Genomic DNA, 19,652 nt, shown 5'->3' on the forward strand with positions numbered 1-19,652 from the left:
TACCCGCTCCGAGGAGGTACGCGGGGCAACCACGCCCGGCCCGGGGACCAGCAAATACAGGACGACGCGTCTCGCTAACGGATAGGTAAATAAATGACTGTTTGCCAGACGGAAGGTATGAAATCCAAGTAAATTCGTTAGTGTGACGACGAAGTCCGGGATCGATCGCCGCGCGGTTCCCTCCCACGATGGCCCTGACGCAGGTCGTCGTGTGTCCGGCGCGGCGGACCCACATTTTGCGTGCGTCGTTCGCAGTTTCTCCGCGATGTTCCCCGGGCGCCGGTTCGGCGGCGGGGCGCTGGCGGTCTACGTCGATGGTCAGCCCGCCGTCGACGTGTGGTCCGGCTGGGAAGACCGGGACGGACGCGTGCCGTGGTCGGCCGACACCGCGCCCATGGTGTTCTCGGCGACCAAGGGGATGGCCGCGACGGTCATCCACCGTCTTGCCGACCGCGGGCTCATCGACTACGAGGCACCCGTCGCCGAGTACTGGCCGGAGTTCGCGGCCAACGGCAAGGCGGACCTGACCGTGCGCGAGGTGATGAGGCACACCGCCGGGCTCTCCGGCCTGCGCGGCGCCACCCAGGAAGACTTGCTGGATCACGTCGTGATGGAAGAACGACTGGCGGCCGCGTCCCCCGGGCGCCTGCTCGGCAAATCCGCGTACCACGCGTTGACGTTCGGCTGGCTGATGTCCGGGCTGGGCCGGGCGGTGACCGGGAAAGGCATGCGGGCGCTGATCCGCGAGGAGCTCGCCGAGCCCCTGGGCACCGACGGCCTGCACCTGGGCCGGCCCCCGGCGGGGTCCCCGACGCGCGCCGCGCAGATCATCATGCCGCAGACCATCATCGGCAACCCTGTCGTGAGCTACCTGACGAACAAGGTCGCCAACCAGCTGTCCGGCGCCTACCGGTCCATGTACTTCCCGGGCATCATCGCGGCCGCCCAGGGTGAGGTCGCGCTGCTGGACGCCGAGATCCCGGCGGCCAACGGCGTGGTGACGGCCCGCGGGCTGGCACGGATGTACGGCGCGATCGCCAACGGCGGCGAGATCGACGGCACCCGGTTCCTGTCCCGTGAGCTGGTCGCGGGGCTCACCGGCAAGCCGAGCCTGCGGCCCGACCGAAACCTGTTCGTGCCGTTGGCTTTCCATCTGGGCTATCACAGCCTGCCGTTCGGCAACGTGATGCCGGGCTTCGGCCACGTCGGGCTGGGCGGCTCGGTCGGCTGGGCCAATCCGGCGGAGGGAATCGCGTTCGCGGTCGTGCACAACCGCCTGCTGACGCCGTTCGTATTGACCGATCATGCCGCGTTCGTGGGGCTCTACAAGCTCATCCGCGACGCGGCGGCCAAGGTCCGCGAGCGCGGGCTGCAGCCGGTGACCGAGTTCGGGGCGCCGTTCTCCGAGCCGGGAGCCGTCGCCGGCTAGGCTTGATTCGCTTGTGGCACAGGAAACTTCGCTTCCAGACGCCGCTATCAGCAGCTAGGCCACCTAGCTGGCGTCGCGCGACGGCCTCGGTCATCTTCGGTTGATCCGCCAGCCCGTGTTGGGCGACGGGGCCGGCCAATGGCCGTACGGCCACCGGGCAGGCCGAACGAACCAGTTGCCGAAAACGGCCATGCTCGGAGCTATTGAATTCATAGGCTCCCATCATCGGGTTCCAGATCAGGTGAGTGTTCGCCCCTGTCATCGTTCAAGCCCTGGGTCGGGTATGCGATGTGGGGCGGTGGGGGAGTCCGCGCGTGGGGAGTCAACCGGGAGTCGTAAGTGTCCGACAGCTGAGAGAGGCTGCCGCGGACCAAAACTGGGATACCGTGCCGGTTTCGACCGGCGCGTTACGAACCGCGTCGTCTCGGCGGAAAGGCATGTTCGTCATGCTGGCGGCCGTGTTCTGCGCCGTCTTTGGCTCCAAGCTCATCGTCATTTCGGCGCTCGGTTCGCCGGTGCCCCTATTGGATCAATGGGACGTGGAGGCCGCAGGCCTGTATTCGCCGTATCTGAAGGGCACGCTCTCCTTCCCTGACCTTTTCGCCGCCCATCTCGAATACCGCATCCCGGTTTTCCGCCTGCTCGCGCTGGCGCACCTCGAGTTGGCCGGCGAGTGGAACACACGCCTCGAGATGATCTTTGGCGCAGTGGGGCACACGGCGGCGGTCACATGGCTCGCTGCGTTGCTGATGCCCCTCGTGGCGCGGCAGCGCCGGATGCTCCTGGCGGGCTTCGTGGCATTTTTGTTCGGGTTCCCGGTGGTCTACGAGAACGCGCTGTGGGGATTGCAGCTGGAGGTGTACCTTTCGTTACTCTTCGGCATCGCGACTCTGGTCGCATTCGCCGCTGCGCGTCCGTTCTCTGCGCGCTGGTTCGGCGGCTTGGTGGCGGCGGTGCTCAGTTACTTCTCTTTTGCCACCGGCGTGGCAGCCATCCTCGCCGCGGGTGTGCTAGTGACCATCCAGCTGGCAATCAACGTCAGAAAGCGACGGGGTCGGGAGCTGGCCGGCCTCGTCGTCATGGCATCGATCGCTCTGGTGATGGTCTTGTGGACGGCGTCGGGCGCTAACCCGATGAGCACGGCGTGGACGTTTATCCAGGGGCTGACGTTGCTCTTCATCATTGCCGGGGCGGCACTCGTCCCAGCGGTGTGGTTTTTATACCGCGCCACGGCTGAGCGCCCTCGCATCGCCGATCGCTCCTGGGTGGCAGTCGGAATCGTGGTGTGGCTCGTCATACAGTTCGTACTTCTCGCCTACGGTCGGGGGGCCGCCGTAGGGGTGCGATATATGGACTTCGTCCTGCCCATGTATCCGGTGGGGCTAGTGGCGGTGTTCGGTCTCGGAAGCAGAGCGCAAACCGCGAGGTTCGGCGGGCACGCCGGGGTCGGCGCCGCGGCGTGGTCATTTGCCGTCGTGGCCGTCATTGCCCTGTTCGGTTATCACGGCTCAGTCCTGGGCGCCATGGACTGGAGCAAAGCCGCCGGCCAACAAACGGCCGATGTCCGGGCTTTTCTCGCCACCGGCGACGTCGGCCAGCTCAGGCCAAAGGGCCCGGGTGGGCATGGGATACAACTTTCCCACCCAAGCCCGCAGCGGCTGTCCAGAGTTCTCACCGATCCCGAAGTCAGGGCAATACTCCCGGTCGAGCTCCGGCCTCCCGATTCCGGCGTCGCCGAAATCCGCAAGCGGATGTGGCTCAAGGGAACGTTTGCCAGGGGCACCGCCGCCGCGGTCCACCTCATACCTGCGGCTGGGCCGGCGTTGCTCGCAACTGCACTGGCTTTGTTCTTCGCCGTTGCAGCCAGACGCAGCCAGCCCGGGTGGGAAGTGGTCGCATGCGCCGCGAGTAGCCCCACCCGACATGCCGCCAAGCATCGTGGCCGCTTTGTGGTTACACCAGCGGCTGGCAAGGTCGGCAAGCATTTGTCCAATCGGCACAGCGGGTGGTGGCGACATCGACGGCACCCAATTCCTGTCCCGTGAGCTGGCCGCGACGCTGACCGACACGCGGCATTAGGCGGCCGCGGCACCGGGCAAGAGTGTGAATCTCGGGCTGTCGGGCGCGCTGCTGGGATAAGCTGCCGGGCGGCTGTGCCGGGGAACACCTACCGCGGACGCGGAGAACGGGGGAGACGGCAGTGCGATCACCCCGGGATGCGATAGCTGGTGCGATACCGGCGGCCAGGCGGCGGTGCGCCGCGGTCGCCGTCGCATCGGAGCGCAACATCCTGCTCGGCACCATTCTGCTGGCGTCGGCGGTCTCGGTTGTCACGGGATTTGTTCTCGCCCAGTACTACTCCATCGACATCATCTCGTCCCTCGTATTCGTGCCGGAGGACTGCTACCTCGACTGGGGCACGAAGGTCGGCCGGCACTGCTTCAGTGACTACGCGATGCCGGTGACTTTCGGGATGCGGCCCAACCCATGGGCGGGCTTTCCCATGCAGACTCACGAGGGAATCAAGCTGGCTTACAACAACTACCTGGCCGCAGGGATGCTTCCGCAGCTCGCCTTTGGGCTGCTGGGTAAATGGCTGGGTGCGCCGGGGCTCGGATTAGTTGGCTATCAGTTCGTTTTGACGCTCGCGTGCCTGACGCCCGCCGCGTGGGCGGCCCGGGGTGCGTGTGGGCTGGAGCGAATCGTGGTGTTCATCGCTTGCGGAGTCGCCGCCGTTCCCGCGTGGATGATGATCGATCGCGGCAACTCGGCGGGATTCGTGGTGCCCGTCGCGTTGGTTTTCCTGGTGGCTTTGTGCCGGCGACGCTGGGGCCTGGTGACGACCATGGTCATCCTTGCCGCGTTGGTGAAACCACAGTTCGCCGTACTAGGCGTCGCCTTGTTCGCCGCCCGCCGATTGCGATGGGCGGGCACCGCGGTGGCCGGGGTCATCATCTCCAATCTCGTCGCGTATGCGTTGTGGCCGCGGGACTTTCCCGAGACGATCGCGCAGTCGATCCGCAACATGTTGGGATATGGGGGTGGCGGCGGCGGGACGTCCCAAGCGGTTGTCGCAGGCTTCAACGTGTCCTTTGCGAAGGGGCTCCTCGCGATCCCCGACGGCATCAAGGCCGCCGAGACGGGCGGGATGGTGCCTGATGGCTTCCTCGCCGGCCCGCGATCGATGATCGGATACGCCATCCTCGTGGTCGTCGTCCTCGCCATCCTCGTTCTTGGGCGGCGTATCCCGCCGGTCATGGTGGGCGTCGTGTTGCTTGCTACGGCTTCTCTCTTCCCGGCCCTGAGTCAGCCCTACTATCTGGTGTTCGTGTTGCCGGTCGCGGCGCTGGTCGTGCGGGACCCAGACGGGCCCCCGGGGACGGGGATTTTCGACCGACCCGAGACTGTCGGCGCACCTCGTCGAGCTGTTGGTGTTTGCGTGAGTCTTGCTGCGGCGCTGTGCATTGCCCAGATCGCGCTGCCCTCGCTCCCTACCCACGCGGGCGATATAGCGGGACAAGTGGGATCGACCGCGATAACCGACGCTAGGTTGGTAACCGCTACCACGATATTTTTCGCGCCACTCTTGTGGCTGCTGACCTGTGGGTTCATCCTCGCGTCCTACACGCGGCGACGGGCTCCGTCGAGCGCCATGGACGGAGTGCCGGCTCAAGAAAGCCCGACGGCTGCGCCGTTGCCAGCGACTGAGTTCACCACCAAACGAAAGACGCAATTCTCACCACACGAACCGACGTAATCTGCAAAACTTCCTCCGGCGGTTTCCGTCTGTTCGGTGCCGTTTAGTCGAGGCGGTGGGATGCAGTGACACGGTTCGCAAACGAGCCACTTGATGTGGCTCCGGCGATTGAAGAGCAGGACGGCACACACTCCGGGCTTGATGAGCCCAGTGCCGATTCAACTCTGAGGCGTAGCCGAATTGTTAACCGAAGTAATATCTTCCAGAGTATTGCGTTTGCCTTTTGTGTTCTGTTCGGGTTGGCCCTGATCGTCAACATTGAGCCGGCCTGCGACGGGGTCTGGTTCTGGTATAGCTACTTCTTTCGCGGCGGGCAGCACCTTTATTCCGATATGCATCTCGCGCTGCAGCCGCTGTACGTGATTGAAACCAGCGCCTTCACGGCCGTGCTGGGCAACGGATGGCTGGTGTCGAAGATTCCGGCGGTACTGCATCTCTTGGCATATTGCACGGCACTTCTTCTGCTGGTCAGGCACTCCAAGCTCTCCGACGCGCGCAAGGCGCTCCTGCTCACGTGCTCTTTTTTCGTGTCCACCGCCTTCGGGGCGTACGTGTTCTCCGACTTCCATGTGCTCGCCGACTGCTTGGTGCTCTACTCGCTGGTAGCCCTGCTATCGCTTAGAACGTCGTCTGACGTTCGTCGTGCCTTCGGACTGGTGGCAATCCTTGGCGTCCTCTCCGGTCTGACACTGACGACCCGGATCAACGATGGAGCGGCGCTGTTTGCGGGGGTTCTGCTCGCTATCGTGTGCATGGCTCCGTCGAAGAAATTACTTTCGCTCCTGACGTTTTGCCTCACAACCGTCTGCACCCTCCTGTTTGTCGTGCTACTTACGGGAGACTCGCTGCGCGAGTACGCCATGAATACGATCTTCGCCGCGGCAGGTATCAAGGGCGGCGGTGGCGGGTTACTAGGGCAACCATTGCGGCTGCCGTGGAACACGGCTGGCTGGCTGATTCATGGTCCGCCCAAATGGGTGTGCATCCATGCACTCGCTACGGCGTTCGTCTTTGTCTTCCTGGTGCTGCGCCCGCTCAGGGGGAGACGCGGATGGTGGGAACTTGGATTGGCCATCCTGGGGACCGTCGTGGTGGTGGCTGAAATTCGCCAGATGGGCCTCTTTGTAGAGAACGCGTCAGTGTCGAGCCTGTCCGGCCTGGTTGTCCTGCTGGCGTACGGGATTGGCATTTGGGTAGCAACGAGATTTGCTCGGTGGTTGTTCGACCCTAAGCGTCCGAACGGGTGGGACACGCGAGAGATCCTGCTGCTAATACCGCTCGGCCAAATCGCCTCGGGATCGTTGTCTTCGGGTGGAACGCATTACAGCAATATCCTTGGAGCGGTGGGGGTGTTCATCCTGCTGCTGGGGATCAGTTCTCCCATTCACTTAAAGAATGGGTGGGTACGCGACTTCCTGGCCGCGGTGGGCATTCTGCTGGTGGTCTGCGCCGCTACCAACCGGTTCCACGATCCATATCGTTGGCATACCTACCGGGAGAAGCCAATGTTCGCGGCTCGGACTTTGTTCAAACATCCCGACTACGGCCCAATGCTTATCGATCGCGATCTACTGCAAATGATTCAGCCGGTCTGTCAGAAGATACGAGAGGGGGGCTCGAGTGACGAGTTGTTGTCGTTACCGTACCCCGGTGCCAACTTTTTCTGTTCAGTACCGCCTTGGCACGGCTACGTGCAGACCTTCTTCGACACAGCCGGCAAGGAGACGATCCAGAGCTTGATGGATGAATTGCGGCACTCGCCACCGAAGTGGATCTTGTACCAGAGGCAACTGACGACTCTCCGCTTGCATGAGATCGTGTATAACGCGGGCAACCCGCTGGAGCACCGGTACCTCGACGAACTCATCGAGAAGAACCTGGGCGAAAAGCGGTGGCAGGTGGTCTATACCAGCGACTATGGCACCGCCCACCAGTGGGGTCAGTTGTGGGACAACGAATGGATTTTGATTCGTACTCGCTAGCGCGGCAGACCTTCTGTCGCTGTCAGCGGCAGTAGTAATAGCCGCTCGCTCTATCTACGCGACTTCCCGTCCTGAATGTCCGTGGCGGCGCGCCGGAATGAGAAGTGACGATGGCCGAAGTAACTCAGCGCCGTGGTAGCCGCCACGATGATTGCCTGCGCCGAAATACGCCCTAGGCCAAGCTCGACCAGCACCGGCAACGTGACGAAGTTGATGGCTGCTCCCGTGAGATAGACGCTCCAGAAGCGCACCAGGTCACGAAGCACTTGGCCTCGGACCCGGAACACGAACGTTCGGTGCATCACGAACGCGAATAACACGGCCAGCACATGTGTGATGCCTAGTGTCACTAGAGACCCGGCGACCTTTCCGAGCCGATGGTCAACCAAGACACCAACGGTCTGCGAACACGCGACGAAGATTCCGAACCCGGCTACCGTATTGATTCCGCCGACGACCAGGAATGCCACGCGTTGATCGCGCACTAGGCGGGTCAGCGGACCCGGGGGCGCCGCTTCGGGCGGCAGGTCGAACTCAGTCATCCGAGGCCTTCGAAGGCGGCGATCTGCTTCCGGGTCACAGCGAGCGCGTCGGCACCGTCATGCACGCGCCGCTCCCAGTCGATGGTCCAGCCGAGGGCGTCGCGGAAGCCGAGGCGATTGCGCCAGCCCAGTTCCCGCTCCGCCTTGGCGGCGTCGAGGGCCAGGAGGTTCGCCTCGTGCGGATGTTCCCCGGGTTGAGGTTCCCAGTGAGCGCCGCCGCCCCACAGCTCGGCGGCCAGCGTGGCCACCTGCCCCACCTCGACGAAGCTGTCGCGACCCGGCCCGAAGTTCCACTGCCCGAGGCCCGAACCGGCCAACAACGCGTCGGCCAGGGTGAGATACCCGTTGAGGCAATCGAGGACGTGCTGCCACGGCCGCACCGCGCGCGGGAACCGCAGCTGAGGCGCCTCGCCGCGCCCGTAGGCGGCCACCAGGTCGGGCAGCAGCCGTTCGCGGCTGACGTCGCCGCCGCCAATCACGTTGCCGCCGCGGGCTATTGCGGTGGGACGGCCGGGAAAGCTGCGTACCCAGGACTGGGTCAGCAGGTCGGCCATCGCCTTCGACGCGCTATACGGGTCGTCGCCGCCAAGGGGGTCGGTCTCGACGTAGCCGGCCTCCTGGTCGACATTGCGGTACACCTTGTCGGTGGTGATCACGACGTGCGCGCGCACCGATGGGGTGGCCGCCACGGCCTGCAGAACATTCAGTGTCCCAAGGGCATTGGTCTCGTAGGTATACCGCGGATCGCGATAGGACTCGCGGACCAACGATTGGGCGGCCATGTGTATGACGACATCGGGAGCCGCCGCCGACACCGCCGACGAAGTGGCGTCGGCATCACGGATGTCCACCCGGAAGTCAGAGACCAAGTGGTCTGCCAGCCCCGCCCGTTTGAATAGGCTGCCCTCGGCGGCTTCGAGGGCAAGACCCGACACCCGGTGCCCGCGGCCCAGCAGCAGTAGCGTGAGCCACGGTCCCTTGAAACCGGTGTGCCCGGTGACCAGGTAGTGCACGGCTATCGCGAGGTTTCGGCCATGTATTCGTGGATCGAGTCCGCCACGAAGTCGAGCATCGGCCTGGTCAGGCCCGGGTAGGTGCCGACCCAGAACGTCCGGTTCATCACGATGTCCGTGTTGGTCAAGTTCCCGACGATCCGGAAGTCGACGTCTCGGTAGGCCGGTTGTTTGACGAGGTTGCCGGCGAACAGCTGGCGGAAGCCGATCTTGCGCTCGTCGAGGAACTGCATGAACTTGGTGCGGTCCACGGGATGCTCGGGATCCAGGGTGATCGGGAAGCCGAACCAGGACGGCTCGGATTTCGGCGTGGCCACCGGCAGGATGAGTCCCTCGACCCCGGACAACCGCGAGGTCAGGTAGTCGAAGTTCTCCTTGCGGGCCTGGACGAACCCGTCCAGCTTCGTCAGCTGCGACAGGCCCAGCGCGGCCTGCATGTCGGTGGCCTTCAGGTTGTAACCAATATGGCTGTAGATGTACTTGTGGTCATAACCCTTGGGCAGGTCGCCCAGTTGCCACTCGAACCGCTTCTGGCAGGTGTTGTCTTTACCCGGCGCGCAGTAGCAGTCGCGGCCCCAGTCGCGGAACGACTCGACCTGCTTGCGCACCAGCGCCGACTTGACGAACACCGCGCCACCCTCACCGGTGGTGATGTGGTGCGCCGGGTAGAAGCTCACCGTCGCGGTGTCGCCGAAACTGCCCGTGCGCTGGCCGTCATAGGTCGAGCCGAGCGCGTCGCAGGAGTCCTCGACCAGCCACAACCCGTGCTCGTCGCACAATTCCCGCACCGTGTCCAGGTCAAAGGGGTTGCCCAGGGTGTGCGCGATCATGATCGCCCGGGTCTTGGGCCCGACAGCCTCACGCAGGAGCCCCGGGATGGCGTCGTAGGTGCCCAGTTCGATGTCGACGACGACCGGGCGCATCCCGTTCTGGATGATCGGGTTGACCGTGGTGGGAAACCCGGCGGCCACCGTCAGCACCTCGTCACCGGCCTCCAGCGGTCGCTTTCCGAACCTCTTCTTGTAGCTGGCCAGCTTTCGGCTGGTCAGGGCGCTCAACGCACACAGGTTGGCGCTCGACCCGCTGTTGACGAAGACGGCGTCACGGGCCCCCACATAGCGGGCCAGGCCGCGCTCGAACAGGGGATGGAACCGGCCCGCGGTCAACCAGCCGTCGAGGGACGCGTCGACCAGCGCAGCAAAGTCCTCTTCGTCGAGGACCTTGCCCGAAACCGGGACCGGTGTGGTGCCGGCGACGAACTCGGACGTCGCGAGCTTGCGCTTCGCGTAGCCGCGGACCGCCGCGAGGATGTCCTCGCGATCCTGCTCGAGCCTGTCCTTCGAGGCACCGGTATCGAGTCGTGAAATGAGGTCTCCTCAGGTGTCTGTGATTGATCTAGTATGCGCGACGCCAAAACGCCTACGGGCGCGCCGCTGCATTGCTAGTGTGTCACCTGCCGCGACGCTCTGTCTGCGAAATGGCGACGGGGGATGGATAGCGTTGAGATGGGAAGACTCGACATGAAAGCCGTAATACTCGCAGGTGGTCTGGGTACACGCATGCGTGAGGAGACCGAGTTCCGCCCCAAGCCGATGGTCGAGATAGGCGGTCGGCCGGTGCTGTGGCACATCATGAAAATCCTTGGCCACTACGGTATTTCCGAGTTCATCGTGTGCACGGGCTACAAGAGCGAGTACATCAAGAACTACTTCACCAACTATGGCGCGGCCAACCTGGACTTCACGGTCACCCTCGGTGACCACTCGAGCATCCGCTACCACGGCTCGCATGCCGAATTCAACTGGCAGGTAACGGTTGCCGACACGGGCCTGGACACGATGACCGGTGGTCGCATCAAGCGCATCCAGAAGTACATAGGCTGCGAGACGTTCCTGTGCACCTACGGCGATGGCATCGCCAACGTAGACATTCACGCGTTGATGAAGTTCCACCGCTCGCACGGAAAGCTCGCGACGGTCACGGCGACCCAGCCGATGAGCCGGTTCGGCGTCATCGACCTAGAGGAGGACGGCGCGGTCGCCACCTTCCGAGAGAAGCCAAAGACCGACGACTGGATCAACATCGGCTACTTCCTGTTCGAGCCCGGCGTGTTCGACTACATCGACGGCGACGACTCGATACTCGAGGATAAGCCGTTGTTGCGGCTAGCGGAAGAACACCAGATTGCGGCATACCCGCACCATGGTTTCTGGCAGCCGATGGATACTTACCGCGAATCGCAACTACTGAACAATCTGTGGAGCAGCGGAAGCCCGCCATGGAAGGTGTGGAAGTAGGTGCGGGAGTGAAGAAGAAGATCGCCGTCATCGCTCCCGCCTTCAACGAAAGTGAGTGCGTCGAGGAGCTGGCGCGCCAGCTGACCAAGGTATTCGACAACGAGTCGGCGTACGACTTCGAGGCGATCATCGTCGAAAACGGCTCGAGCGACGACACGATGGACAAGTTGCTCGCCATACGCGCGGCGGACCCACGATTCAAGATCTTGCAGTTGGCCCGCAACTTCACGATGGATGGCGGGATCACGGCCGGCCTCAACGTCGTCGACGCCGACGCCGCTGTGCTCATGACCGCCGACCTTCAGGACCCGCCCGACTTGATCCCGGAAATGATCCGCAAGTGGGAGGAGGGTTACGAGAACGTCTACGGCGTGGTTACCGAGCGCAGTGGCATCAGCCCCATTCGCGCGATGAACTCAAAGCTGTTCTACTTGCTGGCAGGCAGGCTCACCCACGACCGAATCACGCGAGACGCCAGCGATTTTCGCCTGGTCGACCGGAAAGTTTACGAAGCGGTTCGCTCAATGGATGAACGAAACCGGTTCGTCCGAGGTCTGTTCTCCTGGGTCGGATTCAGATCGATCGGGATCCCGATGGTCCGTCCGCCGCGCTTCGCAGGTGAGTCCAAGGCCTACAGCTTCGGACTCGTGAACATGGCTCTCAAGGGCATCTTCGCGCATTCATACCTGCCACTGCGCCTTATCACCCTCATGGGTTTCTTTTTGAGTTTCATCGCAGCGGTTTCCGTCCTTCTCTTCGCTTGCCGGTTCGTCTTCTATGGAGTGCCATTCCCCGGCTTCGGCACGATCATCTGCGTCATGTTGATCGGCTTCGGGATCGTCACGCTGTTCCTCGGTGTCGTTGGCGAGTACCTCGCGCTCATCTATGAGGAAGCGAAGCAGCGACCGAACTTCGTCATCAGCAGGAAGGTCGGCATATGATCGCCCTCTGGGAGGTCTGGGGCCGGCTGATCGACTGGTTGGTTGGGCGCCAGACCGCTTTTTCCAATTTTGGCTTGAAGGCACGCCGTACCCGATACGCTGTGGGCGGCAGGGGTGCCATCCGGGGGCGAATCCGCGTAGCCGCGTAATTCCCGGCCCGGAGGCCACTCGTCCCGCACCAAACGGAGAGGTCATTCGTAGTGTTACAGGAAACGAAAGCCCCGAAGCACGTCGTACAATCGCGCATTCCAGACTGGCTCTTCATCTTCGAGATGGCCAACAACCATATGGGCGACGTCGACCACGGAGTGCGACTTATCCGTGAGTTCGCCTCGGTCGCCAAGGATTTCGACTTCACCTTCGCCTTCAAGATGCAGTATCGCGAGCTCGATACCTTCATCCATCCTGAGTACCAGGGGCGCTCAGACATCAAGTACATCAAGCGTTTCGAGGAAACGCGCTTGAGCCGCGAGCAGACACGCAAGCTCGTCGACGCGATCCGCGACAACGGGTTCACGCCCATCTGCACGCCCTTCGACGAAGAATCGGTCGACCGGGTGGTGGCCGACGGCTTCGACATCCTCAAGATCGCGAGCTGCTCGCTCACCGACTGGCCGCTGCTGGAAAAGGCGGTGAGCAGCCCGCTGCCGATGATCGTGTCGACTGCGGGATCCACTCTGGACGAGATCGACAACGTCGTCGCCTTCCTCAAGCACCGCCAGAAGGACTTCGTGCTGATGCATTGCGTGGCCGAATATCCGACGAGCAACGACAAGCTCCAGCTCAACCAGGTCGACTTCCTGCGGCAGCGCTACGAGGAGGTCCGGATCGGCTACTCGACCCACGAATTCCCGGCCGAGACGCTGCCGGTGGCCGTCGCGATCGGCAAGGGCTGCACCGTATTCGAAAAGCACGTCGGCTTGGTCACCGATAAATACGGCCTCAACGGTTACTCCGCCGGACCCGATCAGGCCCGCGCGTGGCTCGAGGTGGCGCAAGAGGCCCGTTCGATCAACGGCATCGCCGGCGAACGCTCCCAGGCGACGCCGGACGAGCGGGACAGCCTTATGTCGCTGCGCCGCGGCGTCTTTGCCAAGCACGACATCAAGGCCGGCGAGAGGATCGGCGGCGGCGACGTCTTCATGGCGATCCCCACCCAGGAGGGCCACGTCACCGCCAACGACTGGTCGAAATACACGCATTTCTATGCGGCGACGGACATTCCGAAGAACGGGGCGGTCCTCGCCTCCAACACCAGGCGCGAGGAAGTGCGCGAACAGGTCTTCTCCATAGTCCAGCGCGTGAAATCGCTGCTCGCCCGCGCGAATGTGGTGATTCCCGGCCAGGCCGACCTCGAAATTTCGCACCACTACGGCATCGACAAGTTCGACGAGTTCGGCATCACCATGATCACGGTGGTGAACCGCGAGTATTGCAAGAAGCTGATTGTCGTACTGCCGGGCCAGCAGCACCCCGAGCAGTATCACAATCAGAAGGAAGAGACATTCCACATTCTCTACGGCGATCTTGAAATCGCGCTTGACGGCGAGGGCCGCGAGTGCGGGCCCGGGGACGTCATCACCGTCGAGCGCACCGTGCGTCACGCATTTACCAGCAAGAACGGGGCGATCTTCGAGGAGATCTCCTCGACTCATCACAAGGACGACTCGTACTACACCGATCCGAAGGTCAGCGAAAACAAAGAACGCAAGACCTTCCTCACGCACTGGATGTGATGGGAACAGCCACTGCGGTGTCCGAAGGGGCTAGCCCTACCAGGACCATGCGCCTCGCGGACTACCTGTTTACGCTCGTGCGGGACGAGGGCGTCGACGCGGTCTTTCTGGTGCCTGGCGGCGGGGCGATGTATCTCGTCGACGCGCTCGGGCAGAACCGAGACCTCCGCTATGTCCCCACCCATCACGAGCAGGCGGCGGCCATCGCCGCCGAAGCGTATTCGCGCATCAATGGTCATCTCGGCTGTGCGCTCGTCACAACCGGGCCGGGTGCGACCAATGCGATCACCGGGGTGACCGGCGCCTGGATCGAATCGGTGCCGCTACTTGTCATTTCGGGGCAGGTCAAGCGCGCCGATCTGATGGGTGACAGTGGCGTACGGCAAAGGGGCCCACAAGAAGTCGACATCGTCTCCATGGTCAAGCCGATCACCAAGTATGCGGTGACGGTGCACGATCCCGCGGAGATCCGATATCACTTCGAAAAGGCGGTACACCTGGCCACCACCGGCCGGCGCGGCCCGGTCTGGCTCGACATTCCGCTAGACGTGCAGGCCGCACAGATCGACGCTTCCGAGCTCCGCGGCTATGCGCCGGAAACGGCCGCTGGCGACACGAGCCTCACCGCCGGCGCGGTTGCGGTCGTCGATCTGGTCAACGCGGCCGAACGGCCGATCATTTTGGCGGGGCACGGCATTCGCCTCGCAGAGGCGGCTGAGGATTTCCGGGCTCTTTACGAAGCGCTTGGCATTCCGGTGGTGACCACATGGAACGCGGCCGATCTGATTCCCTCGGGCCACCGGCTTTCGGTCGGGAAGCCCGGCACGGTGGCGCTGCGCCCGCCCAACTTCGCGGTCCAGAACAGCGATCTCATCCTCGCCATCGGCGCGCGGCTCGACAATGTGGTGACCGCCTACAACCCCGCGAAGTTCGGCCGTCAGGCACCCAAGGTCATCGTCGACGTCGACCCCGCCGAGCTAGGTAAGTTCCCCGCCGACATGGATATCGCCCGGGCAGTCTGCGCCGACGCGCGGGACTTTGTTCGCGCGATGCTGGAGCACAAGGCGCGCATCGCCGCCAAGGACCGCTCGTCCTGGCTTGAGCGCTGCAACGAGTGGAAAAGGCGTTACCCGATCAACGACGGCGCACCCTTCCCGGCTTCCGGCGTCATCAGCCATTACCACCTCACCAAGGTGCTGGCCGATGAAATTGCCGAGGACACACTCATCGTCACCGGCAGCTCCGGTTTGGCCGTGGAGATCTTCTACACGGGCTTCGCGAACAAGCCGGGACAGCGCATCTTCCTTACCTCTGGCCTCGGTGCAATGGGCTACGGCCTGCCGGCGATGGTGGGAGCGGGCGTCGCTTCGGGCGCGGAATCCCTTATCGGGATCGAGGGTGACGGCAGTCTCATGATGAACGTCCAAGAGCTGCAGACGATCCGGATGCTCAACCTGCCGCTCAAACTCTTCATTTTCGACAACGGTGGCTACGCCTCCATCCGCAACACTCAGCGCAACTATTTCGAGGGCCGGTTCGTCGGAACCGGCCCGGAGGGGCGGCTCGGGCTGCCGGACTTCGTGGCGCTTGCCCAGGCAAACGGCATCGAGTCAATGCGCATCAAGGATGCGGCCGACCTGGTCTCGGGCGTGCGCGAGGCGCTCTCGCGACCCGGACCGCTCATCGTGGATGTTCAGGTTCAGAACGACGAGGCGCTGTGGCCGAAATCGGCCGCGCTGCCCCAGCCGGACGGATCGATTCGCTCGATGCCGCTCGAAGACATGTCACCGCTGCTGTCGCGAGAGGAGTTCGGTGCCAACATGATTGTGCCGCTGGACCCCGCCTCTGAGAACCTGCCTGAGCAGCTCATCGAACAGTCCAAAAATGCCGCCAAGCCTTAAGGCGGACTCGGCCGCCTCGATCCTGTTCGATCTGGACGGCACGCTCGTCGACAGCGCCCCGGCGATGACGCGCGGCCTCAACGAGCTGACGCGCCGGCGCGGTGTGCCGCCCGTCGACGTTGTGTCGGTGCGCCGCTGGGTGAGTCTTGGCGGAGAGGCGATGCTGCGGGGGGCGCTCGGCGGCGAGCTCGATCTGCCCGCCGATCTCGACGAGTTCCGCAACATCCTGCGCGGCCAAATCGCCGATCCCGCCGACCTTTATCCAGGCGTGCCCACCATGCTCGAGGCGCTCAAACAGGGGGGCTACCGAATCGCCGTCTGCACCAACAAGCGCGAAGACATCGCGGTGCCCTATGTCGCGGCCCTCGGTATCGCGTCCCATCTCGACGCTGTCGTTGGCGGGGCATCCGGCCGGCGGCTCAAGCCTGATCCGGAGCTCTGTCACATAGCGCTGGCGCGAATCGGCGTACGAGCCCATGACGCAATCTTCGTCGGCGACAGTGAGATCGATGCGGAAACTGCGGTGGCCGCGGGGCTTCCGTTCATCCTCGTGACCTTTGGCTATCCCCATGGTGATATCGACGCGATCCCCGCGGACGCTCGGCTCGATAGTCTGGACGCGGTTCCCAGCCTGGCCGGCACGATGTTCGCGGAAGGGCGAAGGCGACAGTCGGAGGGGACCCGCACATGAATGCTTCCGCCGATGTCCAATCTCTGCTCTGCCCGATTTGCGGGGCTACGGGGACCATCCAGGCGCATGCCCGCATCGCCCCGTTTATTCTTGAGCTGCAGGGCGATCCGAAGGACGCCCAGCGCGATACCCTCCTCTGCGCTTGCGGCAGATGCGATTTCGTCTATTTTTCCCATCGGTTTGATGACGACACGCTAGCGGCAATGTATTCGGGGTATCGCAACGAACGATACCTATCGATCCGACGGCATTGGGAGCCTTGGTACTCGAGCGCTCTGAATTCGGTGATGGAGCCGGGCTCGGAAGTGGTGGCCGAGCGTGTCGGGTTCGTGGCCAAGATCGTCGAGTCCTATGTTCCGATCGACTCTCTCCGAAATATCGTCGACTACGGAGGTGACGAAGGACAGTTCTTTCCCCCCGGCTACTCGGGTCCTAAGTACGTGATCGACGTTTCGGGAAAGGATTTGGTCGACGGCGTGCAGGCTGCCTCATCTCTCGATGAGCTCCCTGACAGACCTCATTTGGTGGTCGCGTCCGGCGTTCTGGAGCACCTCGTCGACCCAGCCACGGTCGTCAAAGAGATCCGAGCAGCGGTGGCGGACGACGGGTTATTCTATGCCGAGGTGCCACTGGACCGGCCCAAAGTGCGTAGATGGCACGCGGGGCCGACTTACCGCCGTTTCCTCAGCCTGGTTTCGACGAGCCGGGGCAGTTGGATCGCCGCTGATTTTGTCGCGGGCGTCGCGCGCAATTTTGGTCGGGGGGTGCCGCGGCTGGGGGCCGTCAAGCAGAGCGAGCACATCAACTACTTCTCGACACAGTCGTTGCAGGCGTTGCTCGCTGGCGGGGGCTTCCGTGTCGTCGCGACGCGCGCCGACCCGACAGCGAGTTTCGAGGGGCTGCGACTCGGCCGATTGGGGATGCTGGCTGTCCCGGCGTGAGTAAGCCGTTCAGGCGTGCCCGAGCACTCCGCGAGCGGTGATCGCGATCTGGCGATCCAGGGGTTCGCCCGCCAAATCCCATCGCTGACGACACGTTTCCCAATCCTGGCCATCGGAGTGATACCGATCCGGGTCGCGTGGATCGACGTCGCCGCGACTGATTACCGCGTCGGGACGCACCACTGCCGCAACTCGCGCGGCGAGCTCGGCCATCTCCACCAGCTGTCCGCCGCTGTCTATTGTCGTGGGGCCGACACCGCCTTCGGCGATGCCCACAGCGAATAGTTCCTCGGCGAGGACGTAACGGCGAAACACCGGACGGCGCGCCACGATTCGGATGGCTCCCGCGTCGGCGTCGCGGATCATCGAGCCCAGCGCGTAGCCCTGCGGTTCCTGCACGTGTGCTCCCGAGATGCTCCACGCCCGCAGGACGATCGGGATCGCGTCCGTGCCGGCGGCGGCGTCGAACAGGCGATACTCGGCCTCACGCTTGAGGTAGCCGTACGGGTTGTCCTCAATCGGGCCGTCGAGTGCGTCGTGCGGGTGGACCGCCGCCCCGCTGGAAACCGTCAGCGCAAGACGGACGCTCGGCAGCTGAGTCGCGTACACCAGGTGCTCGGTCTGAGCGCGGTTGATCGCGACATACTCGTCGAGGGGCATGACGGCAACTCGGCCCCGCGTGAGAAACGCGCAGTCCAGCACGACGGTCGGCGCGAACGCGGTCACCTCCGCGCCGTCCCATACCCGGCACTCGACCTCACGATTAGCCACGTGGATGGTTCGGGCCCGGCTGGCCAGGGCGAGGGTGGGCAGGCCGAGCGGCGCGAGCAGGTCGAGGGCCGTCCTGCCGAGCCAGCCGGTCGCGCCGGTGACGAGTACCCGGTCGTTGCCGAGCGCCCCCGCCGCGAGTGCACGCGCGCCCGCGCTCACGAGCTCACCCGCTTGCAGATTCGTCAGCGATTCACCACTTTCCGTCTCGAGGGCAGCTTGCGGCGGATCATCTCCTTCGCCGAGGCCCCGATGAACCGGGGCAACTGCTTTTTAAACTCCTCGTCCTCTCGCTTGCTGAGGCCCGACATGTCGTTGTAGTCCGCGACGACGATGTCCATGTAGCGGGTGACGAGGGCCGGATTCGCGAAGCAGCGGATATTGAAATCCCAATCGGCCCACAGTCGGTAGCGCAGGTTGTAGGGCCCGATGCCCGCGAAGAGTTCGCGACGATAGAAGATGGCCTGGTGGCAGATGTTCTGCTCGAACAGCAGCCGGTCGAGGTCGAAAGCGCCGGCGTAGCGGGAGGACTTCGAGCGCAGGATCACGTCCCCATAGGCGAGGTCGCACGGTAGGTGTTCTCCGATGAAGGCGGCCACGTGCGCCAATGTCTGTGCCTCGTGCAAAGTGTCGTCGGCGCCGAGGAAGAACAGCCATGCCCCTGAGGCCAGCTCGACGCCGTGGTTCATCGCGTCGTAAGGGCCGTCATCGGGACCGCAGTGGATGACGAGGCGCTCGCTGAGGCCGCGGGAGTGGTCCTTCGCAATGTCGGGGGTTCCGTCGGTTGAGCCGCCGTCGACCAGGACCAGCTCGAAGGCGGCGCATGTCTGCTTGGCGATGCTGTCGAGGCAGGCGGGCAGGGTGGCCGCCACGTTGAAGGTGGGAACGATGATCGAAAACAACGGTGCCGCAGCCATCCTCGTCAATCGTCCTCACGGAAAAAGATGCCGTCCGCCTGCAGCGTCCGGCCGTTGCGCATGTCGGTGAAGCAGGGCGACAGCCCCGTCAGCGTGAAGCCCAAAGACGAGGCCGTGTCCAGCGCCTCACGGATGAGCATGCCGCCGTCGTACAGGGGCAGGAAGGACAGTTCGAGTTGCATGCCGACGCAACGGTCGCGCACCGTGGCAGTGCCGCCCGCCAGCACTTGTTTCTCAAAGCCCTGGACGTCGACCTTCAGATAAACCACATCCTCCGGTCCCAGGACCTCCGGCGCCACTGAATCGAGCCTGCGCACGGGAACCTCTTCGACGCCAACGTAGTTCGCGGGCGGAAACGCATCTTGATGGCTCTTCAACATGGGCAACACCGAACTGCTTTCACCCGAGTTACCCGCGACGTTGATCGAGACGGATCCATCGGAATCACCCAGCGCACAGCGCTGACACTCCCACAGCGGATCGGTCGAGGATGCGCGTTCCACAAGGGCAAATGGCCCGGCTAGGGGTTCGAACGAAACAATGCGGCCCGCGAAGCCGGCAGCGCGGAGGCCGGCGGCGTACTGACCCGAGTTGGCGCCGACATCGAGGACGACGTTTACTCGATGAGATTCGAGCTGACGCATGAAATTGCGCTTCCAGTCCAGCTCCGGGTGGTAGCGCGAAACGTCGATGCCGCTGCGACGCACGATGTTTCGAACACGGTGCGACAAGTTCAC

Annotated in this window: 16 protein-coding genes; 10 read left to right on the plus strand and 6 right to left on the minus strand. The window is 63.7% G+C overall.

Translation table 11 applies throughout. The features are described from left to right. Nucleotides 1-142: 142 nt before the first annotated feature. From lipL to AC5Y43_RS02975, 4 genes are all read left to right on the plus strand, one after another. A complete protein-coding gene (gene lipL / locus AC5Y43_RS02960; RefSeq protein WP_499969146.1) occupies nucleotides 143-1,429 on the plus strand; it encodes an esterase/beta-lactamase LipL in 1,287 nt (428 codons plus the stop codon). A gap of 437 nt (nucleotides 1,430-1,866) precedes the next feature. After that, nucleotides 1,867-3,474, plus strand: coding sequence for a hypothetical protein (locus AC5Y43_RS02965; RefSeq protein ID WP_499969148.1), 1,608 nt, complete (start codon nucleotides 1,867-1,869; stop codon nucleotides 3,472-3,474). 155 nt (nucleotides 3,475-3,629) lie between these two features. Continuing rightward, nucleotides 3,630-5,186 (plus strand): glycosyltransferase family 87 protein, encoded by a 1,557-nt coding sequence (locus AC5Y43_RS02970; RefSeq protein ID WP_499969150.1) that lies wholly within the window; start codon nucleotides 3,630-3,632, stop codon nucleotides 5,184-5,186. Between the two features lie 65 nt (nucleotides 5,187-5,251). Then, on the plus strand, nucleotides 5,252-7,168 hold the full coding sequence (locus AC5Y43_RS02975; RefSeq protein ID WP_499969152.1) for a hypothetical protein: 1,917 nt from the start codon (nucleotides 5,252-5,254) through the stop codon (nucleotides 7,166-7,168). A 50-nt stretch (nucleotides 7,169-7,218) separates the two neighbouring features. Here AC5Y43_RS02975 and AC5Y43_RS02980 read toward each other — a convergent pair whose 3' ends face one another. The 3 genes from AC5Y43_RS02980 to rfbH are packed head-to-tail and all read right to left on the minus strand — an operon-like array spanning nucleotide 7,219 to nucleotide 10,090. After that, on the minus strand, nucleotides 7,219-7,710 hold the full coding sequence (locus AC5Y43_RS02980) for a GtrA family protein (protein WP_499969154.1): 492 nt from the start codon (nucleotides 7,708-7,710) through the stop codon (nucleotides 7,219-7,221). Then, nucleotides 7,707-8,723, minus strand: coding sequence for a CDP-glucose 4,6-dehydratase (gene rfbG, locus AC5Y43_RS02985; RefSeq protein ID WP_499969156.1), 1,017 nt, complete (start codon nucleotides 8,721-8,723; stop codon nucleotides 7,707-7,709). Before rfbG ends, AC5Y43_RS02980 begins: the two co-directional genes overlap by 4 nt. Before the next feature lie 2 nt (nucleotides 8,724-8,725). After that, nucleotides 8,726-10,090 carry a lipopolysaccharide biosynthesis protein RfbH gene (rfbH, locus tag AC5Y43_RS02990; RefSeq protein ID WP_499969402.1) on the minus strand — a complete coding sequence of 455 codons (1,365 nt, stop codon included), beginning with the start codon at nucleotides 10,088-10,090 and terminating at the stop codon, nucleotides 8,726-8,728. A 153-nt stretch (nucleotides 10,091-10,243) separates the two neighbouring features. Here rfbH and rfbF point away from each other — a divergent pair, with 153 nt between their 5' ends. The 6 genes from rfbF (at nucleotide 10,244) to AC5Y43_RS03020 (ending at nucleotide 17,230) form a co-directional block, all read left to right on the plus strand. Continuing rightward, nucleotides 10,244-11,020: a glucose-1-phosphate cytidylyltransferase gene (rfbF, locus tag AC5Y43_RS02995; RefSeq protein ID WP_499969404.1), complete on the plus strand. Its 777-nt coding sequence runs from the start codon at nucleotides 10,244-10,246 to the stop codon at nucleotides 11,018-11,020. Then, nucleotides 11,002-11,961, plus strand: coding sequence for a glycosyltransferase family 2 protein (locus tag AC5Y43_RS03000; RefSeq protein WP_499969407.1), 960 nt, complete (start codon nucleotides 11,002-11,004; stop codon nucleotides 11,959-11,961). Before rfbF ends, AC5Y43_RS03000 begins: the two co-directional genes overlap by 19 nt. A 200-nt stretch (nucleotides 11,962-12,161) precedes the next feature. Next, nucleotides 12,162-13,697 carry an N-acetylneuraminate synthase family protein gene (locus AC5Y43_RS03005; RefSeq protein ID WP_499969158.1) on the plus strand — a complete coding sequence of 512 codons (1,536 nt, stop codon included), beginning with the start codon at nucleotides 12,162-12,164 and terminating at the stop codon, nucleotides 13,695-13,697. A gap of 47 nt (nucleotides 13,698-13,744) precedes the next feature. Continuing rightward, nucleotides 13,745-15,598 (plus strand): thiamine pyrophosphate-binding protein, encoded by a 1,854-nt coding sequence (locus AC5Y43_RS03010; protein WP_499969160.1) that lies wholly within the window; start codon nucleotides 13,745-13,747, stop codon nucleotides 15,596-15,598. Next, nucleotides 15,582-16,289, plus strand: coding sequence for an HAD family hydrolase (locus AC5Y43_RS03015; RefSeq protein ID WP_499969163.1), 708 nt, complete (start codon nucleotides 15,582-15,584; stop codon nucleotides 16,287-16,289). The genes AC5Y43_RS03010 and AC5Y43_RS03015 overlap by 17 nt, the downstream gene beginning before the upstream one ends. Further along, a complete protein-coding gene (locus tag AC5Y43_RS03020; protein WP_499969165.1) occupies nucleotides 16,286-17,230 on the plus strand; it encodes a methyltransferase domain-containing protein in 945 nt (314 codons plus the stop codon). The genes AC5Y43_RS03015 and AC5Y43_RS03020 overlap by 4 nt, the downstream gene beginning before the upstream one ends. 9 nt (nucleotides 17,231-17,239) lie before the next feature. On the opposite strand, the gene AC5Y43_RS03025 is transcribed toward AC5Y43_RS03020, so the two are convergent. Genes AC5Y43_RS03025 through AC5Y43_RS03035 form a run of 3 tightly spaced genes read right to left on the minus strand, consistent with a single transcriptional unit; the run spans nucleotide 17,240 to nucleotide 19,652 of the window. Next, on the minus strand, nucleotides 17,240-18,160 hold the full coding sequence (locus tag AC5Y43_RS03025; RefSeq protein WP_499969167.1) for an NAD-dependent epimerase/dehydratase family protein: 921 nt from the start codon (nucleotides 18,158-18,160) through the stop codon (nucleotides 17,240-17,242). Between the two features lie 23 nt (nucleotides 18,161-18,183). Then, complete coding sequence (locus tag AC5Y43_RS03030) at nucleotides 18,184-18,915, minus strand: glycosyltransferase family 2 protein (RefSeq protein ID WP_499969169.1); 732 nt, start codon at nucleotides 18,913-18,915, stop codon at nucleotides 18,184-18,186. Nucleotides 18,916-18,920: 5 nt separating this feature from the next. Next, nucleotides 18,921-19,652, minus strand: coding sequence for an FkbM family methyltransferase (locus tag AC5Y43_RS03035; protein WP_499969172.1), 732 nt, complete (start codon nucleotides 19,650-19,652; stop codon nucleotides 18,921-18,923).

The sequence above is a fragment of the Mycobacterium sp. NGS57 genome (genome assembly GCF_059812405.1).